We start from the raw sequence: 21852 nt of genomic DNA, 5'->3' as shown, positions 1-21852 counted from the left end.
TCCGGAAAACAAATCGTCTGTGCAGCGATGCGCAAGCTGCTGCACATCGCCTATGGGGTACTTAAATCGGGCCAGCGTTTCGACCCTCAACTGGCCCTTGCTCGGTAATGGGGAAGACGGTATCTACAACCGTAGGAGTGGATCACGCCTCACCAGTCCACCCTACGCCCCACGTCAGCGGTCATTTACCCGCGCTTCCTTGTGTATTGATCATTGCGCCAACAGCGCCTGGGCCTGAGCGATCGCCTGCTGCTCGCGGCTGGCCCAATCCCCGCCAATCTCCACGAAGGGTTGCTCGTTCCGCTGGAGCCAGCCCCGGCAAGCGTCATGAAAGCGCAGACGCTCGACAGGCTCCGGTTGGCAACGCTGGCCGTCTGCGTGCCATACGGCCCCTTCGGGCGAAAGCAGCAGGTGCTGGTCATAACGGCGGGCGAGCAGTTCATCTTCCAGCCACGCCGGGCAATCATCGAACAGCGTCCGGCTCCAGAGCATGTTGCTCAGCAGGTGAGTATCGAGGATTAGCAGCGCCGGGCGCTGACCTCGCGCGGCGTCTTCCCAGCCCAATTGCCCGCGGGCGATGGCCGGGATGTCGGCGAGGCAGGTATCGCGCTGTTCGCGGTCGATGAAATGCCGAACATACTCGCCCACCACCATGCCGCCGAAGCGCTGCTGCAGGCGCGCGGCGAGCCAGCTCTTGCCGGTCGATTCGGCGCCGGTGAGCACCAGCACCTTCATTGGCCCCGCGCCCCTCGCCTGTCTGGTGTTCCCGTTCATCTGCCCCTACCGTCCCGTTCAATCCACACCCACAAAGCCGCCGGTCTGATGCTGCCACAGCCTCGCATAGAGGCCGCCGCGCGCGATCAACTCGGCGTGGGTGCCGGTCTCGATCACCTGCCCCCCATCAATCACTACCAGCCGGTCCATGCGCGCGATGGTCGAGAGTCGGTGCGCGATGGCGATCACCGTCTTGCCCTCCATCAGCGTATCCAGGCTCTCCTGAATCGCCGCTTCGACTTCCGAATCCAGTGCTGAGGTGGCTTCGTCCAACACCAGAATCGGCGCATCCTTGAGCAGGACGCGGGCAATGGCGATGCGTTGACGCTGGCCGCCGGAGAGCTTCACGCCGCGCTCGCCGACCGTGGCCTCGAAACCCAGGCCGCCTTGGCTGTCGTCCAGCGTTTTGATGAACTCGTCCGCGCGGGCCTTGTGCGCGGCGCCCCAGAGGTCTTCTTCGGTGGCGTCGGGCTTGCCGTAACGCAGGTTGTCGCGGATGGAGCGATGCAGCAGCGAGGTGTCCTGGGTGACCACGCCGATGTTGGCGCGCAAGCTTTCCTGGCTGACCTCGGCGACGTTCTGCCCGTCGATGAGGATGCGGCCGCTCTCCAGGTCATAGAGGCGCAGCAGCAGATTGACCAGCGTGGACTTGCCGGCACCCGACGGCCCGACCAGGCCGATCTTCTCGCCGGGGGTAATGTCGATGGAGAGCCCGCTGATCACGCCGCCCTGCTTGCCGTAGTGGAAATGCACGTCCTCAAAACGCACACCGCCCTGCTCCACCGCTAGCGGCTTGGCGTCCTCACGGTCGAGCACGTGGCGCGGCTGGACGATGGTCTGCATGCCGTCCTGCACGGTGCCGACGTTCTCGAAAATGCCGTTGACCACCCACATGATCCATTCGGCCATGTTGTTGATGCGGATCACCAGGCCCAGCGCCAGGGCGATGGCGCCGGTGCTGATTAGCGCCTCGCTCCACAGCCACAGCGCCAGCGCGCCGGTGCCGACGATCAGCAGACCGTTCATGCAGGTGATCAGAAAATCCAGGCTAGTGATGGTGCGCGACTGCAGGCGGAACTTGCCGAGCAACTCCTGCATGGCCTCGCGGGCATAGCTTTCTTCTTCCTTGGAATGAGCGAACAGCTTGAGCGTGGCGACGTTGCTGTAACCGTCCACCACCCTTCCCATCACCTTCGAGCGCGCCGCGGAAGCAGCCGCCGAGCGCGCCCGGATGCGCGGCACGAAGTACCAGAGCGCCGCGCTGTACCCAATGATCCACAGCGCCAACGGCACGATCAGCCGCAGGTCGGCGGCGGCAAACAGGTACAGCGCGCTACCGGCGTAAACCACCACGTGCCAGAGCGCGTCGATCACCTGCATGGCCGAATCACGCAGCGACGGCCCGGTCTGCATGATGCGCTGGGCAATGCGCCCGGCGAAATCGTTCTGGAAGAAGTTCAGGCTCTGCTTGAGCACGTAGCGGTGGTTCTGCCAGCGGATCAGATTGGTCAGCCCCGGGTTGATGGCCTGATGGGTGAGCAGGTTGTGCAGGCCGAAGACCAAGGGCCGGATGATCATAGCCACCACCGCCATCCACAGCAGCTCATTGCGGTGTTCGGCGAAAAAACTCCGCGCATCGCCCGTGGTCTGCGCCATGTCGATCAACTGGCCAAGAAAGCTGAACAGCGCCACTTCGATCAACGCCGCAAAGAAGCCGACCACCAGTACAGCAGTCATCAATGGCCAGACCTGCTTCAGATAATGCGCATAGAACCGCAGCATGCCCGCAGGCGGCTCGACGTCCGGGCTGGGCTTGAAGACATCGATCAGGTTTTCGAAGCGGCTGAACAACATGGGGCACGGTCTGCTGTGGCGAGTGGGCGGGGTTGTTGCTGACAGGGGCATGTCGATCTTTTAGAGCGGCAACTGGGGTCTAGCTGAGCGTGGGTCGAGGCGCTCTGAAACGCGGGTTTTGCTGATGCAGCGTAGCAGTATCCGAAGTGCCTGGCGGCACCTTGGTCGGAACGAGCCTCGTGCCGAACGTGGACAGGCCTGCCAATTTAGACGTGCAAGAAGAGCTTAAAGTGCGCCGGCCAGCCTGGGACTAGTTGGGCCTATTCATCAGGTCTACGACACCGGGGCCGCCGGCCCTTATCCGTACGGTGGGCTTCAGCCCACCACCCTCGGCCCAACACCGTTCCGGTGGGCTAAAAGCCCACCCTACATCGTTAACTGTCTGCGGGCGCCGCGTGATCATGAACCGCGGCCCTCGCCTGCCGCCACTCGCGCAGGCCCATTACCGCCAGCAGGGTGAAAAAGCCGTACAACCCCGCGGTGAGCCAGTATTCCTGAAAGGCAAAGAACCCCACGTAGAGCGAGTCCACCACAATCCACAACACCCAGCACTGCCAGCGCTTGAGCGCCATCCACAGCTGCGCGAGCAGGCTGAAGGCCGTGAGTGTCGCATCCGGCCAGGGGTACGCCGCTTCGGTAACCGTCGCCATCAACAAACCCAACCCGACACTCCCCAGTGCCGCCACAGCGAGCCCAACGCCTACCTCTCTCGCTGTCGCCCCCACCACCGGCCGCCCTCCCTCACCGTTGCTGCCCCGCGTCCACTGCCACCAGCCATACAGCTGCATGGCGGCGAACACCCCGTTGAGCAGCACCTGCGAATACAACCGCACCTCGAAAAAGAACCAGGCATACAGCGACACCATCACCAACCCGATGGGCCAGCAAAGCGGGTTCTGCCGCACCGTAAGCCAGACGGAAAGGACGCCGAGGGCGGAGGCGATGAGTTCGAGGGAGGTCATGGGGTGGAGGTCAGAAGCAGCTACGGGGCGGGCATGATACGGCAAGCATGCGGAACGGTTCGAAGCGCACCGGGTGAGTGGGAATGGCTGGGCTATTCAGTTCAGGTTCACAAATATTGGTCAGCCACGCACGTACTCGTAGGGTGGGCTTCAGCCCACCGTCAAACCCCACCCCTCCGGTGGGCTAAAGCCCACCCTACGTTTACTGCCTTCGCCGGCGGGTGACTGCCCCCCTTTTTCAGTAATCTGTTCTTCGTTGTTCATGTGCGAGCCCTAGCTCTACCGAAAACCCCGAACTGGAATCATTGATGACCGAGGACACGGCAACCAACCCAGGTACCCCTGGGCTCATTCTCTCGGGCGGTGGCGCACGAGCGGCGTATCAGGTTGGCGTGCTTTCCGCGATTGCCGATCTGCTGCCCGATTCTTCACGCAACCCGTTCCCCGTGATCGTCGGCACCTCGGCGGGTGCGATCAATGCCGTCAGCCTGGCGTGTGGCGCCCTGCACTTTTGCGAGGCGGTGCGGCGGCTGAGCAACGTGTGGCGCAGTATTCATACCGATCAGGTGTACCGCAGCGACTGGCCGGGTGTGTTGCACCAAGCCAGCCGTTTCATTGGCCACAGCGTGCTCGGTATTGGCAAGCAAGTGCCCGTTGCGCTGCTCGATAGTTCGCCACTGGCCAGGCTGCTCGAACGCGAACTGGATTTCTCGGGAATCGCCGCGGCAATACGCCATCGGCAACTACGCGCAATAGCGGTGACGGCATTCGGCTACGAGTCGGCCGAGGCGGTGACCTTCTATCACGGCCATGGCGCCATCGACCCGTGGCTCCGCCATCGTCGGGTGGGTGTACCGACCCGCCTGGCTATTCCCCATTTGCTGGCCAGCTCTGCCATTCCGCTGATCTTTGAGCCGGTCAAGATCAACCGCGAGTATTTTGGTGATGGCGCGGTACGCCAGACCGCACCGATCAGCCCCGCCCTCCATCTGGGCGCTACACGTGTACTGGTGGTCGGGGTCAGTGGCAACCCGATAGATGACCAGACCAAGACTGCACCAACACCAAGGCCGACAGGCACCATCCCGAGCCTGGCGCAAATCGCCGGGCACATGCTCAACAGTACCTTCATCGACAACGTGGAGAGTGATATCGAGCTGCTGGAGCGCCTGAATCTACTGGGGAAACTGGTGCCTATCGAACAGCGCAAGCGCGCCTATGGCCTGACGCCCATCGAGGTGCTGGTGATTTCGCCCAGCCAACCGCTGGACAAGATCGCCGCCCGCCATCGGCACGAAATGCCTGCGGCCCTGAGACTTTTCCTGCGCGGCCCTGGCGGCACACGCGAAGGCGGCGGTGGGCTGTTGAGTTATCTGTTGTTCGAACCCGGCTACTGCAGCGAGCTGATCGAACTGGGTTACCAGGACGCCATGGCCAAGAAAAGCGAGCTCACGGCGTTTTTAAGGCTTGAGCGTCCAGAGTTCGCATAGCGCTTTACAGCGCCCTCGGCAGAAAGCGGTGGGTCTCGGGTGGCAAACGAAGCGTTGTCCACGCTACTTCACCCGCCTGCTCTGCCGAAGCCCGGACGCTGCGTAGGGTGGAAAACGGCGGAGCCTTTTCCACGCGCCACGTCCCAGCAACTCTGCTAGCTCTTTGGAATCGTTTCCGGACGCACATAGGGCAGCATGTGCGCCACGTAATCCGCCTTGCCGAGATTGATGCCTTCTTTACGCAGGATCGAATACGCGGTCATGACGTGAAAATAGAACTGACCCAGCGTCCAGTCACGGGCGTACTGGTCTGCGGTCAGATCCAGAACCATCCCGTTCGGAAGTTCATGGGCGATGGGCTTATCCCCATCCACATCGAGCGCATCGGCTGCAAGGCCGTCGAGCACCGCCACCGTCTCATTGATCCGGGCGTAAGCTTCAGCGAGCGATCCGGGGCTTTTGACAGCCTGACGTCCCTCATTGAGTAGCTCGTTGATAGCAGGCGGAAACGCCTCTCCCCTCAGCCGGCACATGGCTTCTCGCGCCTGCACACAGGCAAAGCGAACCTGCGTCGACAGCGGATACATGTCGGGCGCCAAACGTGCGGATAACAGTGCTTGTGCCTCTGTTTCCGGTAGCTGGGCATGGGCCTTCTTTAGCCAGCCTGCGAGGGTTTTGAGCATTTGCGTGTAGGTTGGGACGAGCAGTGTCGTTAGCTGCATGGCTTCGCACCTTGGGGAATTGGGAGGCAACGTCGAAGAAAGTGACAGGGTGTTATGAAGCAAGCTACCTGAAAGGTAGATAACCGTTCGCTTTTCCCAACTCAGAGTTATCAGTCCAGGAGGCGGTGACCCGCGTCTTTCAGGACCTGCACGGCATTTTCGAGATTCATCGACTTGACCAATATGTAGTCGGTATCGAACGTGCTCACCGCGAAAATGCCGATAGCGGCAGTCGCGAGCGGGTCAAGCAAAGAAGCCAGGACACCCGTCTGATCAAAGGCGAACGGCCCCTGCACCTTGATCGCGCGCCAATCGCTGTCCACTCGGGCTAAACCGGTTGCGACACCCTCAGCGCAGACAATCGAAAGCTCCTCATTCGTCCGAGTGATCGACATAAAGCCTGGAGACGCCAAAACCTCGTTCGGCAGGTCAGCATCCCGCTCCAACTGTGCAATCACGAAGCTTTGGGGGAGGACGGAAAAGGCGTGGTACATGTCAGGTCACCTTGTGAGTAAGCGAGCAGGCGCAAAGGTACGACATAGGCGACCCGGCGAATCAGCCGCAGTTAAATCTGTTCTTTTTCCATAGGCATTGCCATCAGGCAGTAGCGCGTGGACAAGCGAAGCGTTGTCCACCCTACGCCACCACCCTCGCCTGCTCCGCCGGACCTCGGCATCACGTAGGGTGGAAAACGGCGGAGCCTTTTCCACGCGCCAAGTCCGGGCTACCTCTGGACGGGGCAGCGATGAACCATTGAGTTATCGCGGTCATTTGTGCAGGGGTTAAAACAGATAACGGAGTTAGCGGACGGGAAAAGGGCCGAATAAATAAATCTGTCCCCTTTCGTTGTTAGACGGGACAGAAAACAAAATCCGCCTTTTTTCCATTGAAAATAAAAACGCTCTTTCCGTGATTTAAGATATACGGAAAGCTTCAAGTTGATCAAGCAGCCTAATAAGATCATCAGGTATTTCGGTGGCACTAAACTCATCAATGATCTGAACATCGGTCAAATTAACACTATAGTTTAACTGGACGGCCTCTCTCAGTAATCTCAACGTAGTCTTACCAGGCACGATAGCCATTCGTAAGTTAAGATCAGACCACGCTAGTTCAAAATTTTCTATTGCTGCTTTGCTTATCGTACTAGTATCGTGTTTTTTTCCTTGATGGTATCCAATACGGCGAGCTAAATATTGCGATTGCGCATCTATTTTAAGCGCAGCTGTAATGGTTACCAAGTAATCTTCTATAGATTTCGTAATATCTATCGGTTCACCGAGCCTTCGTTTTCTTGTTTCAATTTGTTTTACTAATACCCGCTGCAAAACAGGAACACAAAGAAGGTAGTTTTCTATTTCTTTTCTTTCATGAATATGAGCATCAGTAAGCTCTGATTTCAAGCTACCTATTATTTCCTCAATCTCTTCTTTACAAAAATAGTCACGATCATATATGGCAAATAGCTTCATATTTGCATCAATCGTATTTTTAACGCCCCTGGCAAACGATTTTATCTTGTCCCAAGACGCAAACCCACCCGACTCTAAAGCAGTTATTTCGTTGCCAGATGCTAAATCGTCTAAATTCAGTTTTTTTGCAAACCGCCTGATTATTCTATAATCTCCCATTCCCTCCACGAACAGAATTTTTTTAGTTCTAGCAAGATGGCTTAACGTTATATTTTGCGACGATCCAAGCTGTTCTACTGCTAACTGAACGCCCTCAACATCTCGTAATCGCTTTGCTGACCTAGCGCCTTTTGTGACAAGTAGAATCTCAGACGGGTCAGCTTCGCCCATTATTTCTACGGAATGGGTTGCTAATAGCACGTCGGTATTCAGAGACCGGAGGATGCTCAAAAGTTGCCGTTGTACGTCTGGGTGCAGATATATCTCAGGCTCGTCAATTACAACAATACTTGCGTCCTGTGCACGCGAAAGATGCGTTAAAAGTTGACACCAAATCTGGAAGCCGAAGCCCGACCAATATATCTCACGATCAATCCTGTCCTCCGCAACGAACATTCTAATAACTCTGTCATTAAGGTCCAATTCCGGAGGTTTCATATGCATACCTGGCCAGCTCTCTGCCACCATTGCGGAGAACTTTTCCCAATCTTCTGGAAAGTAATTCCAGTAGTTTCGGAAATGTCTGCAAGCTCTATGCGTATTGAGCGCATTTCTAACCGTATCTTCAGTGACGTAAGCTTCTTCGTGCTCTAGCGGACCTAGCACTGGCACAACTTGCACACTCACAGGAAAGTGCTTTTTGAATTGCAATGGAGTAGTTACTAGCGCACCAGCGCACTCCCAATGCAGTATGCAACCACCTTCATTCGGGAAGAACAATATCAACTTGTTCTTATTAGTCAACCTAAACTCAATCCTGCTGTCGTCGCCATTGTAATTAGTAGCGACATTTTCAAGAGATACACTGATTTGTGTCTCAGGTATCCGATGACCGAATCCTACCCCACCACTCGCCAACGGCACACGCTCTGCTTTTAACCGACGGGCCTTACGCAATGCAACATCTAGTATTCTAAAAGCGCTTATGATCGTAGACTTTCCAGCATTATTCGGGCCAACCAAAATGCTAATATCACTCAACGCCACTGAATAATTGCTTAAGGCTTTGAAGTTATTAAACTTAACTGAGCTAATTTTGATGTCTAACATTTCTTATCCTCAGCTCTCCACTGGTTAGCTAGAAGCATCTCTAACTATCGATAAACTATATTGGCTAGATAAACCATCACCCGCCGATCAATCTCTCTTGTCATAACCACATACAACAACCGCGCCTTATCCGCTTCGGCCTCCCGCTTCGGCATTTCGCCTAGGCCTGGGATCAGCACCAGCCCGAACTCCAGGCCTTTGCTGGAATGCATGCTGACGATCTTGCGCTGTGTTCACTGCCGTAGAGCTCTCCGCGGCCTTTTGAGCTAGTACCTGAAGCGTTGGCGATGCCGGCTTGGGTCAGGGCGCGTTCAGCGGATTCGGCCTGGAAGTTGTTGCGGTAGATGATCGCCTTGTCATGAGAATGCGGCCGTTAGCCTGTTCGTCGCGGATGCGGGTGACGAGGCATCCCATTCCTGTCGATGAACTTTGCTGTGGCTGAGTTCGGGGTCGGCGCCCGCAGAAGCTATGACGGGCACGCCGTCTTCACTGGCGTAGTGCCCTGATAGCGGGTAAGCGGAAAAGGCGAAGCGTTGCTCACCCGGCACATCGAACCGGCACCGAAAATGAGCGGAGAGAGAGCGGGCCATCTGTACCTTCCGTGGTGTTCGGGCGATTGCCCCATTGTTCTGACCGCTGGGCTTAAGCCAGGGCGGGGAGTGTGATCAGTTGCGCAAATCCTGCAGTGCTCGTCACGTTACCGGCGCGAACAAACCCCGTAAAGCGTTCGACAGGGTTAATCCGCACCTTTTGTCCGGTCATCGACTATCTGTGGCCACAGTAGCGCTCGAACCTAATCAGGACGAGCGCCGATCGGGTTACTGCCCAACCTCCAACATGATCTTGCCGATGTGCTTGCTGCTTTCCATCAGCCGGTGCGCTTCGGCCGCTTCGGCGAGGGGAAAGGTGGCGTGGATCACGGGGTGGCACAGGCCCTGGTCGAGCAGGGGCCAGACCTTGTCATGCAGCGCCTTGGCGATGTCGGCTTTTTCCTCGCGGCTGCGGGGGCGTAGGGTGGAGCCGGTGAAGGTCAGGCGCTTGCGCATGATCGGCATGGTGTCGAGTTCGACGCGGCTGCCCTTGAGGAAGGCGATCTGTACCAGGCGGCCTTCCACGGCGAGGGATTTGACGTTGCGGGGGATGTAGTCGCCGCCGACCATGTCGAGGATGACGTCGACGCCGTTGCCGTCGGTGGCTTGCTTGAGCACGTCGACGAAGTCTTCTTCGTGGTAGTTGATCACCCGGTCCGCACCGGCACGCCGGCAGGCGTCGGCCTTTTCGCTGCTGCCGACGGTGGTGAAGACGGTGGCGCCGAACTGCTTGGCCAGCTGGATGGCGGTCAGGCCGATGCCGCTGGAGCCGCCGTGTACCAGGAAGGCTTCGCCGGGCTGCAGGCGACCGCGCTCGAACACGTTGCTCCACACGGTGAAGTAGGTTTCCGGCAGGGCGGCCGCTTCCAGCAGCGACAGCCCGGCGGGCACTGGCAGGCAGTGTTCGGCCGGCGCCACGCAGTATTCGGCGTAGCCACCGCCAGGGGTCAGGGCGCAGACCTGATCGCCGACTTTCCAGCCGCGGACGTCAGCGCCAACGGCGACGATTTCGCCGGAGATTTCCAGGCCGAGCAGCGGCGAGGCGTCAGGCGGAGGCGGGTAGCTGCCGGAGCGCTGGAACACGTCCGGGCGGTTGATGCCGGCGTAGGCCACACGCACCAGCACATCCTGCGGGCCGGGCTCAGGCACGGGCCCTTCGGCCATCCGCAGGCACTCGGCGCCGCCGCCGGGACGGTGATCGATATGTCGCATGGTTTCTGCACTCATCAGCTGTTTCTCCTTTCGAGGGGCCGGACCCTGTGAATCTGCTGCGCTCAGCCATGCTGCGTTCCGAGCAGCCTGACGTTCGCTCGCTAGCGGTTCACTGGGGCTGTGTGGCCGCGTTGATTGAATGGTCTGGTCGGTACACGGTAGTGCCCGCGTGTCGCGGCGCCAACCTTGATTGTTCAGGGCAAGCGTTGCGCTTAGCTGAAACGTAGCGCAACGGCTAGGCGCCGCTGGCGCAATTCAGCAAACCCGTGCCCGAACCGCGCTGTAGCGAGCGCGGCTCAACGGCCATGCGGACTCAGCATTTCCCCGACCTTGAGGGCAAAGGCGTCGATGGCGAACGGTTTGGTCATCACAGCCATGTCAGGGCCAAGCAGGTCATTGGCGGCGAAGCTTTCGGCATAGCCGGTGGCGAAGAGCACTTTCAGCCCGGGACGTTGCTGGCGGACGATTTCGGCCAGCTGCCGGCCGTTCATGCCGGGCAGGCCAACGTCAGAAACCATCAGGTCGATCCGCTGCTGGCTTTCGGTGATCTCCAGCGCTTCGGAGGCTTCGCCGGCTTCAAGTGTTTCGTAGCCAAGGTCATTGAGCACTTCGACCACCAACGAGCGAACCACGGGCTCGTCCTCAACCACAAGGATGGTTTCGCCAGTGCCCTGTGGCGTGCGCTCAGGCTCCACTTTTACCGGGCTCATGGCGCCGTGGTGGACCGGCAAGTAGAGGTAAACGCTGGTGCCATCGAAGGGCTTGGACTCAAGCTGTATGTAACCTTTGGCCTGCTTGATGTAGCCGTACACCATGGAAAGCCCGAGGCCGGTGCCCTGGCCGATCGGCTTGGTAGTAAAGAAGGGCTCGAAGGCGCGCTCGACCACTTCCGGCGTCATGCCGGTACCGGTGTCGGTTACCGACAGCAGCACGTAGTCGCCTTCGGTCAGGCCGCGCCGGGCGGGATCCGGCTCGCTGCCGATCTGGACACTGCGGGTGGCCAGGGTGACCCGGCCGCCGTGGGGCATGGAATCGCGTGCGTTGATCACCAGGTTGATGACGGCGCTTTCCAGCTGGTTCATGTCCATACAGGCAGGCGGCAACCCGACGCTGAGCTGGGTGACCACTGCGATGTTCTCGCCGGTGGTGCGATGGAGCAGGTCTTCCAGCGAGGCGACCATCTGGTTGACGTCCACCGGCCTGAGGTCGAGAGCCTGCTGACGGGAGAAGGCCAGCAGGCGTTGCGTCAGCGCCGCGGCGCGCTGGGCGGAATTAACGGCGGCGTTGATGTAACGCTCGTGATCCTGCTCGCCGCGCGCGTGGCGCCGCTGCATGAGGTCAAGACTGCCGATGATGCCGGTCAGCAGGTTGTTGAAGTCGTGAGCAATGCCGCCGGTGAGCTGGCCGACGGCATCCATCTTCTGCGCCTGACGTAGCGCGTCCTCGGTCTGGCGGTGCTTGGCGACTTCCGCGGCCACGCGGGCTTCGAGGTCTTCGTTGAGTTGGCGCAGCCGGGTCTCGCTGATGCGCAGGGCGTCTTCGGCGTGTCTGCGGGCGCTGACGTCGGTGCAAGCACCGGCCATGTAGGCGACCATGCCGCTGGCATCGCGAAAGGTTTTGGCCTTGCAGGCCAGCCATTGCTGCGGGCCCGGCCGGGCCAGACGAAACTCCACGGCAACGTCCTGAGCCTGGCTTTGGTTGTTGAAGACGAAGCGCACCTGCGTGCGGTCATCTGGGTGCACCTGCTCGATAAAGCGCTCGATCGTGTCGAGCTTCATCCCCAGTGGCAACTGAAGAATCTGTTCCAGCGCACTGTCGAGGTAGAAACCGCCATCGTCCAGATACCAGGTGAAAGTGCCGGTACCTGAGGCCAGCAGGGCGGCGCGAAATCGCTCTTCGGAATGGCTCAGGGTGGCAGCGTCCTGCCTGAGCACCTGCTCGGTGACATCCTGCGTCTGGTGGATGATGCAGGTGACCTCTCCCTTTTCGTCCAGCACCGGCACGTTGATCGGATTCCAGTAACGCACCTCGAAACCACCGCCTTCGGACGCACGCCGGGGAATGTCGTACTTGGTGGTCGCCATGCGATCCGGCGCGCGGGTCTCCAGCACCCGCTCAAGCGATGCGCGCAATACTCCGGGCCCGGAGGCAGCCGTTTCGTCCGGGTTGTTGCCGAAGACCTCGAAAATCGAGCGACCGATGCAATCCTCGCGGCTGATATTGGTCGCCTGCAACCGTACTTCACTGGCTGCCAACATGATGAACTCCGGGTCTGCGGAGAGGATCAGGTTGATATTGGGAAGGGCTTCGAAGATTGCCTGAAAGTCGAGTGGCTGTTTCATCGGGACGGTCGGGCCTTATGGATGGTTTTGGCGCTGAGCGGCGAGTAAACCGACAAGGCGGAGAAGCGACCAAGTTTCCATCGGTCGCCATGACTGATCAGGGCCGACCCCACCGCATGGGCGTATGCCACGCCGTGTTCGGTGCTGGTCGGGGTGGCATCGGACCTGAGCCAGAGGCAAATCATTACCCGTCTTCACGCTTGGGCATTGGAATCGCGACGCTGCTCTCGACGCTGCCTGCGGTGGCATCGCCTTCCTTGTAGAAGGGCTCCAACTCGTCACGGGCCTGCGCCCAGTGCTCCTGCTCCTGACCTTCGGGACGGCCCTTGGCTTCCCATATTTCGTGGGCGCGTTCGCGGATACGCTGTTCGTCAGCCATCTAGTTACCCTCGCTGTGCTGGCCGAAGCGCCGTTGCAAGGCGTCTCGGTTCGGTTCGGTGCTTTCTCACCGGGTATTCAGCAGAGGCAAGGAGCGGGCAGATGGTTCCAGTGCAAAACAGGTTAGCCGACGAAAGCCCTAGCGAAAGGGTAGGAATTCAGCCGCGCAGCGCGGTCGACTGCCCGATGAGCTCGTGCATCCGCTCGGCCAAGTCGTTGACCGAGAACGGCTTGGTAAGTACCGCCATACCCGATTCAAGCCGACCGTTGTGGAACACGGCACTCTCGGCATACCCGGTGATGAACAGCACGCGCAGATCGGGCCGACTGAGGCGGCCGGCGTTGGCGAGCTGCAGCCCGTTCATGCCGCCGGGCAGACCGACATCGGTGACCAGCAAATCGATGTGTACACCCGATTGCAGCACTTCGAGCCCGGCTATGCCGTCCGCCACCTCAATAGCGCGATAACCGAGCTCTCCTAGGAGATCGGTGACCAATAAGCGCACCGTCGGCTCGTCATCGACTACGAGCACCGTTTCGCCTCGCTGCGCAGGCAGGATGGGTGGCAAGCCGGGTGAGCCGCTCTCGCCTTCGGCCGTGCCGAGGTAGCGCGGCAGATAAAGGCTGACCGTGGTGCCGGTACCCAGCTTTGAGTAGATACGTACCTGACCACCCGATTGCTGGGTGAAGCCGTAGATCATCGACAGGCCAAGGCCGGTGCCTTCGCCCATCGGCTTGGTGGTGAAAAACGGATCGAACGCCTTGGCCAGCACCTCGGGCGACATGCCGGTGCCGCTATCGGTGACCCGGATCGCCAGGTACTCACCTTTTGGAATGTCGTGCTGGCTGGCGCTCGCGGCATCGAAAACCCGGTTGCCGGTTTCAACCGTGATGCGACCGCCCTCGGGCATGGCATCGCGGGCATTGAGACACAGGTTGAGCAGCGCGTTTTCCAGTTGTGACGGATCGACCAGCGCTGTCCACAAATCCGCTGTGCAGAAGCTCTCCACCACCACGTTCGGTCCGACGGTGCGCTGGACCATGTCGAGCATGCCGCTGACCAGCTTGCCGGCATCTATGGCCTTGGGCGCCAGGGTCTGCCGACGGGAAAAGGCCAACAGACGATGAGTCAGCGCTGCGGCCCGCTTGGTGGCACTCTGAGCGACCAGCAGGTACTTCGCAACGTCGCCGAGGCGATCCTGCCTGACGCGGGTCTCGATCATTTCCAAGCTGACCGAGATGCCTGCGAGCAGGTTGTTGAAGTCGTGTGCCAGGCCGCCGGTGAGCTGGCCAACGGCTTCCATTTTCTGTGCCTGACGCAGCTGATCATGGGTCGATTCGAGCTGCGCCTGTCGCGCCCTTTCCTCGGTGATGTCTCGGCCGGTGGCGTACGTCCTGTCACCCGACGGGGCGGCGACCCATGAAATCCAGTGTTCAGTCCCGCTCTTGTGCCGGTAGCGATTGACGATCCGAACCTGGTCGCCAACGGCCGTGGCCAAGTAGGCATCAACGGTACGTGGATGGTCTTCTTCGGTGATGAACTCGTTGACGTGGTGTCCGATCAACTCTTCAGGCTGGTAGCCAAGCACGGTCGTCCATGCCGGATTCACACGCTGGAAGATCCCCTCGAAGTTGATCACCACCATCAAGTCGGGCGAGGTGTCCCACATCAGGTTGCGCTCCTCCGTTCGGATGGCAACCTCGTGGACCAACTGCTCGTTCATGTCACGCAATTGCTGTTTAACGACCAGGCGCTGCTGCTCGGCGATTACCTGACCGGTGATCTCGATGCCCTGGTTCAGCAGGCCGAGAATGCGGCCGTCTTCACCGAAAATCGGCGTAGCGCTGATGTTCCAGTAGGTGACCTCAGGCTGGCCGTTGCGCACCATTGGCAGCTCGACCCTGTTCTGTGCGAAGCCTTGTCCCGTGCGCATCGCGTGAAGAAAAGGTGGCGCCACGATATCCCAGACGTCCCCCCAGACCACCGACACCGGCTGGCCCAACGCTGCGGGATGACGATCGGCCATGGAAGGGATGTACGCGTCGTTATAGAGCATTCGCAGCTCTGGTCCCCAGAGCACGGTGCCCAGCAGCGGTGAATTCAGGCAGGCACCCACCATGGAGCGCAACGACTGCGGCCAATCCTCGATCGGGCCGAACGGCGTGGCCGCCCAGTCATGGCTGCGCATCAACGCCCCCATCTCCCCGCCACCGGAGAGAAAAGCAGGCACCTCATTTATCGCGTCAGGCATGTCCGGGCTTCGTCCTTTGGAGCCGCCACCTGGCATGTGAGCGGCATCCTGCTGATGGTTGTCGGCTGTTGAACCCCACCGGGGCTGCATTCACCTGCAAGGGATAAGGGTTGGAAAACGATGCGGCCAAGGCGTTCCAGAGCGACACCGAAGAGAGAATCCTACACATACGCGAGCGTGGATCCGAGACGAGGACGCCCACGCCAACACCACTGCACCTCTTGTCGGCACCTCGTCAAGGAACAAACGCACCGGTCGATATGTTGGCAAGAGGTTCTGTTGTGCTGACTCCTTGGGCTTGACCCTAATCTCCGTACAACCCCAATCCGGACGTCGCGCTGACGGTTCGGGCCCATTTGAATTTCCAGGCAGTGATCGTATGGCTGGTGCTCCAATCCCGATAAATGAAGCGCAGCGTCAGTTGCAGGTGACGCAGTTGTGCCGGCTGGACACAACGCCCGACGAGGTGTTCGAGCACATCGTGAGCATGGTGGCGGAGTATTTTCAGGCGCCGATCGCATTGATCTCGATCGTCGACGAACAGCGCCAGTGGTTCACCGCGCGGGTCGGGCTGCTGGCGCAGGAAACGCCGCGACAGGACTCCTTCTGCGCCTACGCCATTCTCGCCAACGAGCCGTTCCAGGTGCTCGATGCCACCCGCGACGCACGCTTCCAGGACAACCCGCTGGTCACCGGTGAGCCGGGCATTCGTTTCTATGCGGGTATGCCCCTGGTCACGCCGGAAGGGCTGGGCCTGGGCAGCCTGTGCATCATCGACACCCAGCCGCGGCGGGCGATGACCCCGCAGAAACTGTCGATGCTCGAACATTTCGCCAAGCTGACGATGGCGCGCATCCTGACCCTGCGTCGCACCAACTTCATCGACGCATCCACCGGACTGCTTAACCGCTCGCGGCTCGAGGATGACGTGGCGCGGGCGGCCTCGACCTCCCAGAGCAATGTATTGGTCGTGGCTGATGTGATCGGGCCGATGCTGCTGAACGACATCATCAAGGTGCTGGGTCACAGCTTTGCCCAAGCGCTGATGTTGCGCATGAAGCAGACGCTGCAAGCGCAGCTTCCCGACCCGTGCGGGCTGTATTGCATCAGCCCGAGCCGTTTTGCCTTTCTGATCCCGGACGGCCCGTCGGGTGAACTGACCCAACTCTACGACCGGATCATCGCGGCGTTCGACGCGCCGGTGCAGTGCAATTCGATTCCGATCAAGACCCAGATTGGGCTCGGCGTGCTGCCGCTGCACAGCGGGGTGCTGGAGCAGGACTGGCTGCGCCTGGCGATCACCTCGGCTGACGACGCGCGCGACCGTGACATCGGCTGGTCGCCTTACGAGTCCCGACTCGATGCCGTGCAGCAGCGTGCCTTCACCTTGCTCAGGGGGCTCGCCGAGGCGCTGCACGGCGACGGCCAGCTGCGGTTGGTCTACCAGCCGCGCATCAGCCTGAACGACGGGCGCTGCACCTCGGTCGAGGCGCTGCTGCGTTGGGATCACCCGACGCTTGGCGCCATCGGTCCAGCCGAATTCATTCCGCTGGCCGAAAAGACCGCGCTGATCCGCGAGCTGAGCCTGTGGGTGGCCGAGCATGCCGTGCTGCAGGCGGCAGCGTGGCAACGTCAGGGGGCCAGGTTCAAGGTGGCGATCAACGTGTCGGCGTCGGACCTGGACAGTCCGGCCTTTGCCAACCGTTTCATCCAGTTGCTGAACAGCCAGCATATCGACCCGACAAGCCTGGAGGTGGAGTTCACCGAAAGCGCGCTGATGCGAAACCCGAATGAAGTCAGCCACCAATTGCAGCGTTTGCGCTCATTGGGCGTAGAGGTGGCCATCGACGATTTCGGCACGGGCTACAGCAACTGGACCTATCTGCGCGACCTGCCGGCCTCGACGGTCAAGCTCGATCAGTCGTTCATCCGCCACCTGGGCGACGACGAGAAGGATCGGCGGCTGGTACGGACCATCATCGACCTGGCCAAGCGCCTGGAGCTGCGCGTCGTTGCCGAGGGCATCGAAACCCAGGCGATCTGCGATCTGGTGGCTCAGTGGGGGTGTGACGAGGGACAGGGTTATCACATTGCCCGACCCATGACGCCCGAGTTGCTACTGGGTTGGACTGCTCAAAACGCGCTGACAGCTCAGGGCAGCGCAGGCTGAATCACCGCGACAGACCATATCGGTCAGCCTCGGACGCTGACCGAGACTCAGGCGCCAGCGCGCGTTGCACTGGCCGCAGCGGTCACTCTTTCGCTGCATGATGATCATCACTGACGCGCACAGCAGTTTGCGCGGCCTCCACATCATCGAGCAGGTATTGCGTGTTGCCCTCATGGTCGGTGATGCGGAAGACCACCTGAACGTCGGGTCCACGCATCGCCTCGGGTATATCGTTGCCCCGGAGCTTGGTCACGGTCACAGACATGGCGGTCTCCTCATGGCGATAAGGTTGTGACCGGAGCCGATCCAAGGCGATCCCTCGGCCTAAATCATTCGGCTGAGTGGCGCCGAGCTGTGCTTTCGCCAGCTTGGCGCAGGGCCGCCTCGCGCTCGAGCTGCAGCTCCATGGCATAGCCCGGCTGCTCGACGCTGCCGTAGTCGCGGGTGTATCGCCGGGCAAACTCGCCCACGCCCCATTCGAGGTATTGCTCGACGTGCTTGAGCTCATGCGCCCAGAGCGCGACGCTGTCGAGGGCGTCGGCCTCGTTGCGGAAGACGATGATGTCGATCAGCGTTACCGCGACGATGTCCGGGTTACGCAACAGGGTATTGGCCGCGGTCAGCACGCCGTCGTCACCGACGCGGTAGCGCGCGGTCTCCAGCACCGCCAGGTCGAAATAGGGCTCCAGTTGCGAGCGAATGTGCAGCGGGATCGGCCGGCTCTCCTGCAACGCCAGCCTATCGCGCGACTGACGGATCCAGGTCTCAAGCCCCGCGGCCGCCAGCCATTGCATCTGCTCGTACAAGGTTTCGGACTGCTGCGCAGAGGCCGGCATGCAGACGCAGGCACCCAGGCAGAGCGGCTGCTGGCCGGCCGGGCAGGCGGTCTGCGCCTGGCTCGAAAAGATCGACGAACCGAGCACGCAGGCGAACACCGTGCGCAGGAAACGGAAGCGGGAGGAGGCGGACACGTAAGTACTCTTCGGATGAGCTAGGCGGCCCGCAGGGCCGGCCGGCGCGCACTATAGCTGCGCCGGCCGGCCAGGCGAAGAGGGCGCTGATGCCCGGTCAGAGCACCGGTGATGCGGCGCTGACCACGCGCAGGGCAAGGCCTTCGTAGGGGTCGAGATTGAAGGTCATCTCACCGTTCTCGGTCAGGTCGCCTTCGATGCTTTCATGAATGATGTCCACCACCGGCCCGGGCGCTACGCCGGGGAGGGTGACCGTCTCGCTGATGGTCTCGGAGCTGAAGTTGAGCGCCGTGATCTGCACACCTTTACCTGCGGGCAGTTCATGGACCATGACCAGTAACCCTGGCGCCTGCACGTCTGGAATCAGGATCTGCTTGCTGGCGGCGATGTCGTAGGCGCGGCGTACGCTGAGGATGCGCTTGAGCTGGCAGGCAAAGGAACCGCCATTCTGCAGCTGCTCGACCAGGCTGCCGTACAGCGAGCGCGCCTTGGGCAGGCCTTCGCTGGAGGTTTCCACCTCGGGTGCGATATCGGCCAGGTCGTAGCCGCCGCGATGCAGCCAGCGGGTGTCGCCTTCGGTCATCAGGTGTTCCACCTGCTCGGCTTCCAGCGGCAACGCGCCGACCAGATCCCAGCCGGAAAGGGCGAACACACCGGGCTGCATGGCGTTGAACATCACCAGCAGAATATGCAGGCGCTGGATCTGTTCGATATCGGCCGCGCTGATGGTGTTGAGGTCACGGATGCCCAGCGCCGCCGTGATGACGCTGACGGTGGTGCAGGACACGCCGTTGGTGACGAACTTGAGGTTGTAGGGCGCGTGCTCGCCTGTCAGGCGTTCGTACATCTCCTCGCGGATGTGCTCGCGCAGGACGCCGCCGGGCAGGGTCTGCCCGTGGTAGTGGTAATGGTCGTAGGCGTGCAATGTCCAGAAATGCACCAGTTCCAGGGTCAGCTCGTCGTGGTTCTGCATTGCGTGGATCAGCGAAGCCGGATCGATGCCGAACGCGTGGACCTCACGCAGCATCAACCGCAGGAACTCGGTATCCCCAGTCACGAGGGCGTGGTGATAAGCCGGACGAGTGATGAAGTCGTAGGACAGGTCGGCGCCACCGTGGGACATCGAGGCGATGTCGTCGATGGTCAGGTTCAGTTCCTGGAAGCTGAAGCCGCCGGCCTTGCGGATGGCGCCGGCAATCAGCTGGTTGCCGGTCACTGACAGCGGATGGCCTTCGGACCAGGCGGTGCCTTCAGCGCGACGCTCGACACCCAGGAAGCCGTTGGCATCCAGGCGCAAGACGCGCGCGCCCGAGACGTCGATGGCATGCAGCGCATCGCCAATGATCAGTTGCTGGGCGGCGAAGGTGGGGTCGAGCCAGTTCAGCGACGGCTGGCCTTCCTTGAAGTAGTGCAGATAGACCCAGCGGCGGCGTTTTCCGTCGACCCCAGTGACCACGTTGGTCACGCTCCAGTCGGTGTCCTTGATGCCGGGCTCGAAGAAGATTACCCGCTGCAGCTGGCCGACGATGTAGTGCTTTTCCTTGAGCTGATCGACCACCGGCGGCGGGAGGTTTACCGCATCCCGGCCCTTGGGCACGGCCGGCAACAACGGCCAGTCTTCCTCGTTGATCTCGACCATGTGGTAGAGGCCTGGATAATCGCCGTAGGCCATCTCGGCGAGGCGGAAATCCGCGCCCTTGCCGGTGTGCGCCGGGACGACGTCGTCGATGACGATGGCGTTGTGCGCGGCGGCCATGCGGCTGAGCTGCTGCATCTCCTGCTCGGTCCCGAGGTTGGGGTCGATGTCGAAGCTGATGCGGTCGAAGTTGCCGTCGATGGTCGGCGTGAACTCGCGCCCGCGCAAACCGCCGGAGCGCTTCATCGGGCCGTTGTGAATACCTTGCACGCCCACCTCGGACAGCGCGCTCCAGAGCCGATCGTCCCCCAGCGCCTGCAACACCGAGCCGCCTTCAGGGGTGATGATGGCGGCCGGGTAGGCGGTGAACCACACCGAGGAGATCGCACTGGCGTCGCGCGGGCGTGCCTGGGCGTAAGGCCGCTGCCAGAGCCGCGCCTGGCCGGCATAGAGTCGGGCCCGCTCGCGGGCGGCGTGAAGCATGGACTGGCTTTCCAGCCACTCGATGTAGGTATTGTCTGGCGTGCTCATAACGACCTTCGATTCCCGTTGCGCTGAGGGCGAATGTAGTCGTTTGAGTCGACTGCACCCGCATCGTTGCATCGAAAAGTCACGCCGTCGCCGGTTGCTCAGTGCAGCGCTGTGAGCGCGGCGGGTCTGAAGGCGCCCAGCCGGGGTGGGCAATGAGCCGGCTCGACGTGACGTCGGGAAGCACAGCAACCCGCCGCGTCACCTCTGCCGCCAGGCACGCACCCCGGCAGTGAAGCGCTTGCTTGCCGCCTCGGTCAGCGGGTGCCGATCACCGTAGCGGCGTCACCCGGCTGCCCGGCCAGCTGACGCTGCGCCATCTTCTGCTGCTTGTAGGCCAGGGCCGCAGGCGCGACCGGCGTGACCTTGCCGGTTTCCATCCACTTCTTCAGGCGGTTGGCATCAGCCATATGGGTGTACTTGCCAAAGGCGTCGAGCACCACAAAGGCCACCGGGCGCTTGTCCATCACCGTGCGCATCACTAGGCAATGGCCGGCGGCATTGGTGAAACCGGTCTTGGTCAGCTGGATGCTCCAGTCAGGCTTGCGCACTAGGGCGTTGGTATTGCGGAACCCTAAGGTGTAGTTGGGCTTGTGGAAAGCCACGGTTTTCTCGCTGGTGGTGCTGAACTGTTCGATCAGCGGGTAGGCCTGACTGGCCTTGAGCAGTTTGACCAGGTCATTGGCGCTGGAGACGTTCTGCTCGGACAGACCGGTCGGTTCGACATAGCGCGTATGGGTCATGCCCAGCGCCTTGGCCTTGGCGTTCATCGCCTGGATGAAGGCACCGTAGCCGCCGGGATAATGATGAGCCAGGCTCGCGGCGGCGCGGTTCTCGGATGACATCAGGGTCAGCAGCAGCATTTCCCGGCGGCTGATTTCGCTGCCGATGCGCACGCGCGAGTAGACGCCCTGCATCTCACGCGCATCGCGGATGGTGACGGACAGGCGCTGGTCGAGTGGCAACTTGGCGTCGAGCGCCACCATTGCGGTCATCAGCTTGGTCACCGAGGCAATCGGCACAACCACGTCTGGATTGCTGGAATAGAGGATTTCGTTGGTTTTCAGGTCGACCAGCAGCGCGCTGCCAGAAGCCAGTTCCTGCTGAGCAGGGGCTTTGGGTGCAGCGAGCGAGACGGGGGACGACATGACGCTGCTGCAGGCGAGCAGCAGACCGAGAAGGGTATGACGAAGCTTCAAGATGGACACCGATGAATTGGCAGTGAAAAAAGGCGCGCCGAAGCAGACGAACGCGGCGCGCATTATACGGAAAAGGCGAGCATAAACATGG

17 protein-coding genes and 1 pseudogene are annotated in these 21852 nt (G+C 60.8%); 3 read left to right on the top strand and 15 right to left on the bottom strand.

Features of this window, described 5'->3' with window-relative positions; all coding sequences use genetic code 11:
- Positions 1-108: pseudogene (locus CXK96_RS21025) on the top strand (IS110 family transposase); the annotation flags it as partial.
- A 102-nt stretch (positions 109-210) separates the two neighbouring features.
- Here CXK96_RS21025 and CXK96_RS17465 read toward each other — a convergent pair.
- From CXK96_RS17465 to pnuC, 3 genes are all read right to left on the bottom strand, one after another.
- Positions 211-735 carry an AAA family ATPase gene (locus tag CXK96_RS17465; RefSeq protein ID WP_102837702.1) on the bottom strand — a complete coding sequence of 175 codons (525 nt, stop codon included), beginning with the start codon at positions 733-735 and terminating at the stop codon, positions 211-213.
- A 57-nt stretch (positions 736-792) separates the two neighbouring features.
- Positions 793-2628: an ABC transporter ATP-binding protein gene (locus tag CXK96_RS17460; RefSeq protein WP_102837701.1), complete on the bottom strand. Its 1836-nt coding sequence runs from the start codon at positions 2626-2628 to the stop codon at positions 793-795.
- A gap of 374 nt (positions 2629-3002) precedes the next feature.
- A complete protein-coding gene (gene pnuC / locus CXK96_RS17455; protein WP_102837700.1) occupies positions 3003-3590 on the bottom strand; it encodes a nicotinamide riboside transporter PnuC in 588 nt (195 codons plus the stop codon).
- A 308-nt stretch (positions 3591-3898) separates the two neighbouring features.
- On the opposite strand from pnuC, the gene CXK96_RS17450 reads away from it, so the two are divergent.
- Positions 3899-5080, top strand: coding sequence for a patatin-like phospholipase family protein (locus CXK96_RS17450; RefSeq protein WP_102837699.1), 1182 nt, complete (start codon positions 3899-3901; stop codon positions 5078-5080).
- Positions 5081-5235: 155 nt separating this feature from the next.
- On the opposite strand, the gene CXK96_RS17445 is transcribed toward CXK96_RS17450, so the two are convergent.
- The 8 genes from CXK96_RS17445 to CXK96_RS17410 form a co-directional block, all read right to left on the bottom strand.
- Positions 5236-5802 (bottom strand): DUF1993 domain-containing protein, encoded by a 567-nt coding sequence (locus CXK96_RS17445; RefSeq protein WP_102837698.1) that lies wholly within the window; start codon positions 5800-5802, stop codon positions 5236-5238.
- A 110-nt stretch (positions 5803-5912) separates the two neighbouring features.
- The gene (locus CXK96_RS17440; RefSeq protein ID WP_102837697.1) at positions 5913-6296 is read right to left on the bottom strand and encodes an ACT domain-containing protein; all 384 of its coding nucleotides are present in this window, start codon (positions 6294-6296) and stop codon (positions 5913-5915) included.
- A gap of 420 nt (positions 6297-6716) precedes the next feature.
- Positions 6717-8483, bottom strand: coding sequence for an ATP-dependent nuclease (locus tag CXK96_RS17435; protein WP_102837696.1), 1767 nt, complete (start codon positions 8481-8483; stop codon positions 6717-6719).
- Between the two features lie 44 nt (positions 8484-8527).
- The gene (locus CXK96_RS21020) at positions 8528-8695 is read right to left on the bottom strand and encodes a 3'-5' exonuclease (RefSeq protein WP_256061705.1); all 168 of its coding nucleotides are present in this window, start codon (positions 8693-8695) and stop codon (positions 8528-8530) included.
- 606 nt (positions 8696-9301) lie between these two features.
- Positions 9302-10300, bottom strand: coding sequence for an NAD(P)H-quinone oxidoreductase (locus CXK96_RS17425; protein ID WP_102837695.1), 999 nt, complete (start codon positions 10298-10300; stop codon positions 9302-9304).
- Between the two features lie 281 nt (positions 10301-10581).
- The gene (locus CXK96_RS17420) at positions 10582-12627 is read right to left on the bottom strand and encodes an ATP-binding protein (protein WP_102837694.1); all 2046 of its coding nucleotides are present in this window, start codon (positions 12625-12627) and stop codon (positions 10582-10584) included.
- Between the two features lie 184 nt (positions 12628-12811).
- Positions 12812-13006: a DUF2934 domain-containing protein gene (locus tag CXK96_RS17415; RefSeq protein ID WP_064481111.1), complete on the bottom strand. Its 195-nt coding sequence runs from the start codon at positions 13004-13006 to the stop codon at positions 12812-12814.
- 157 nt (positions 13007-13163) lie between these two features.
- A complete protein-coding gene (locus CXK96_RS17410; RefSeq protein ID WP_256061706.1) occupies positions 13164-15257 on the bottom strand; it encodes a hybrid sensor histidine kinase/response regulator in 2094 nt (697 codons plus the stop codon).
- A 379-nt stretch (positions 15258-15636) separates the two neighbouring features.
- Between CXK96_RS17410 and CXK96_RS17405 the strand changes: the two genes are divergently transcribed.
- The gene (locus CXK96_RS17405) at positions 15637-17427 is read left to right on the top strand and encodes a sensor domain-containing phosphodiesterase (RefSeq protein WP_102837693.1); all 1791 of its coding nucleotides are present in this window, start codon (positions 15637-15639) and stop codon (positions 17425-17427) included.
- 82 nt (positions 17428-17509) lie between these two features.
- Here the strand turns inward: CXK96_RS17405 and CXK96_RS17400 are convergent, their stop codons facing one another.
- The 4 genes from CXK96_RS17400 to pbpG form a co-directional block, all read right to left on the bottom strand.
- Positions 17510-17692 (bottom strand): hypothetical protein, encoded by a 183-nt coding sequence (locus tag CXK96_RS17400; protein WP_102837692.1) that lies wholly within the window; start codon positions 17690-17692, stop codon positions 17510-17512.
- 64 nt (positions 17693-17756) lie between these two features.
- Complete coding sequence (locus tag CXK96_RS17395) at positions 17757-18371, bottom strand: DUF4157 domain-containing protein (protein WP_272888607.1); 615 nt, start codon at positions 18369-18371, stop codon at positions 17757-17759.
- A gap of 124 nt (positions 18372-18495) precedes the next feature.
- A complete protein-coding gene (treS, locus tag CXK96_RS17390; RefSeq protein ID WP_102837690.1) occupies positions 18496-20565 on the bottom strand; it encodes a maltose alpha-D-glucosyltransferase in 2070 nt (689 codons plus the stop codon).
- 254 nt (positions 20566-20819) lie between these two features.
- Entirely contained in the window at positions 20820-21761 is a 942-nt protein-coding gene (gene pbpG, locus CXK96_RS17385) for a D-alanyl-D-alanine endopeptidase (protein ID WP_102837712.1), read from the bottom strand.
- Positions 21762-21852: the final 91 nt, after the last annotated feature.

The organism is Stutzerimonas stutzeri (genome assembly GCF_002890895.1).
GTDB classification, from domain to species: Bacteria; Pseudomonadota; Gammaproteobacteria; order Pseudomonadales; family Pseudomonadaceae; genus Stutzerimonas; species Stutzerimonas stutzeri_AB.
The sequence above is the reverse complement of the archived record's forward strand: the minus strand, read 5'-3'. Positions and strand labels throughout refer to the sequence as shown.

Excerpts from the sequence above, each read along its gene's own strand:
- CXK96_RS17445 (WP_102837698.1), bottom strand. The coding sequence starts at position 5,802 with ATGCAGCTAACGACACTGCTCGTCCCAACCTACACGCAAATGCTCAAA.
- treS (WP_102837690.1), bottom strand. The coding sequence starts at position 20,565 with ATGAGCACGCCAGACAATACCTACATCGAGTGGCTGGAAAGCCAGTCC.
- CXK96_RS17460 (WP_102837701.1), bottom strand. The coding sequence starts at position 2,628 with ATGTTGTTCAGCCGCTTCGAAAACCTGATCGATGTCTTCAAGCCCAGC.
- CXK96_RS21020 (WP_256061705.1), bottom strand. The coding sequence starts at position 8,695 with ATGCATTCCAGCAAAGGCCTGGAGTTCGGGCTGGTGCTGATCCCAGGC.
- CXK96_RS17435 (WP_102837696.1), bottom strand. The coding sequence starts at position 8,483 with ATGTTAGACATCAAAATTAGCTCAGTTAAGTTTAATAACTTCAAAGCC.
- CXK96_RS17405 (WP_102837693.1), top strand. The coding sequence starts at position 15,637 with ATGGCTGGTGCTCCAATCCCGATAAATGAAGCGCAGCGTCAGTTGCAG.
- CXK96_RS17400 (WP_102837692.1), bottom strand. The coding sequence starts at position 17,692 with ATGTCTGTGACCGTGACCAAGCTCCGGGGCAACGATATACCCGAGGCG.
- CXK96_RS17425 (WP_102837695.1), bottom strand. The coding sequence starts at position 10,300 with ATGAGTGCAGAAACCATGCGACATATCGATCACCGTCCCGGCGGCGGC.
- CXK96_RS17420 (WP_102837694.1), bottom strand. The coding sequence starts at position 12,627 with ATGAAACAGCCACTCGACTTTCAGGCAATCTTCGAAGCCCTTCCCAAT.
- CXK96_RS17415 (WP_064481111.1), bottom strand. The coding sequence starts at position 13,006 with ATGGCTGACGAACAGCGTATCCGCGAACGCGCCCACGAAATATGGGAA.
- CXK96_RS17465 (WP_102837702.1), bottom strand. The coding sequence starts at position 735 with ATGAAGGTGCTGGTGCTCACCGGCGCCGAATCGACCGGCAAGAGCTGG.
- pnuC (WP_102837700.1), bottom strand. The coding sequence starts at position 3,590 with ATGACCTCCCTCGAACTCATCGCCTCCGCCCTCGGCGTCCTTTCCGTC.
- CXK96_RS17440 (WP_102837697.1), bottom strand. The coding sequence starts at position 6,296 with ATGTACCACGCCTTTTCCGTCCTCCCCCAAAGCTTCGTGATTGCACAG.
- CXK96_RS17450 (WP_102837699.1), top strand. The coding sequence starts at position 3,899 with ATGACCGAGGACACGGCAACCAACCCAGGTACCCCTGGGCTCATTCTC.
- CXK96_RS17410 (WP_256061706.1), bottom strand. The coding sequence starts at position 15,257 with ATGCCTGACGCGATAAATGAGGTGCCTGCTTTTCTCTCCGGTGGCGGG.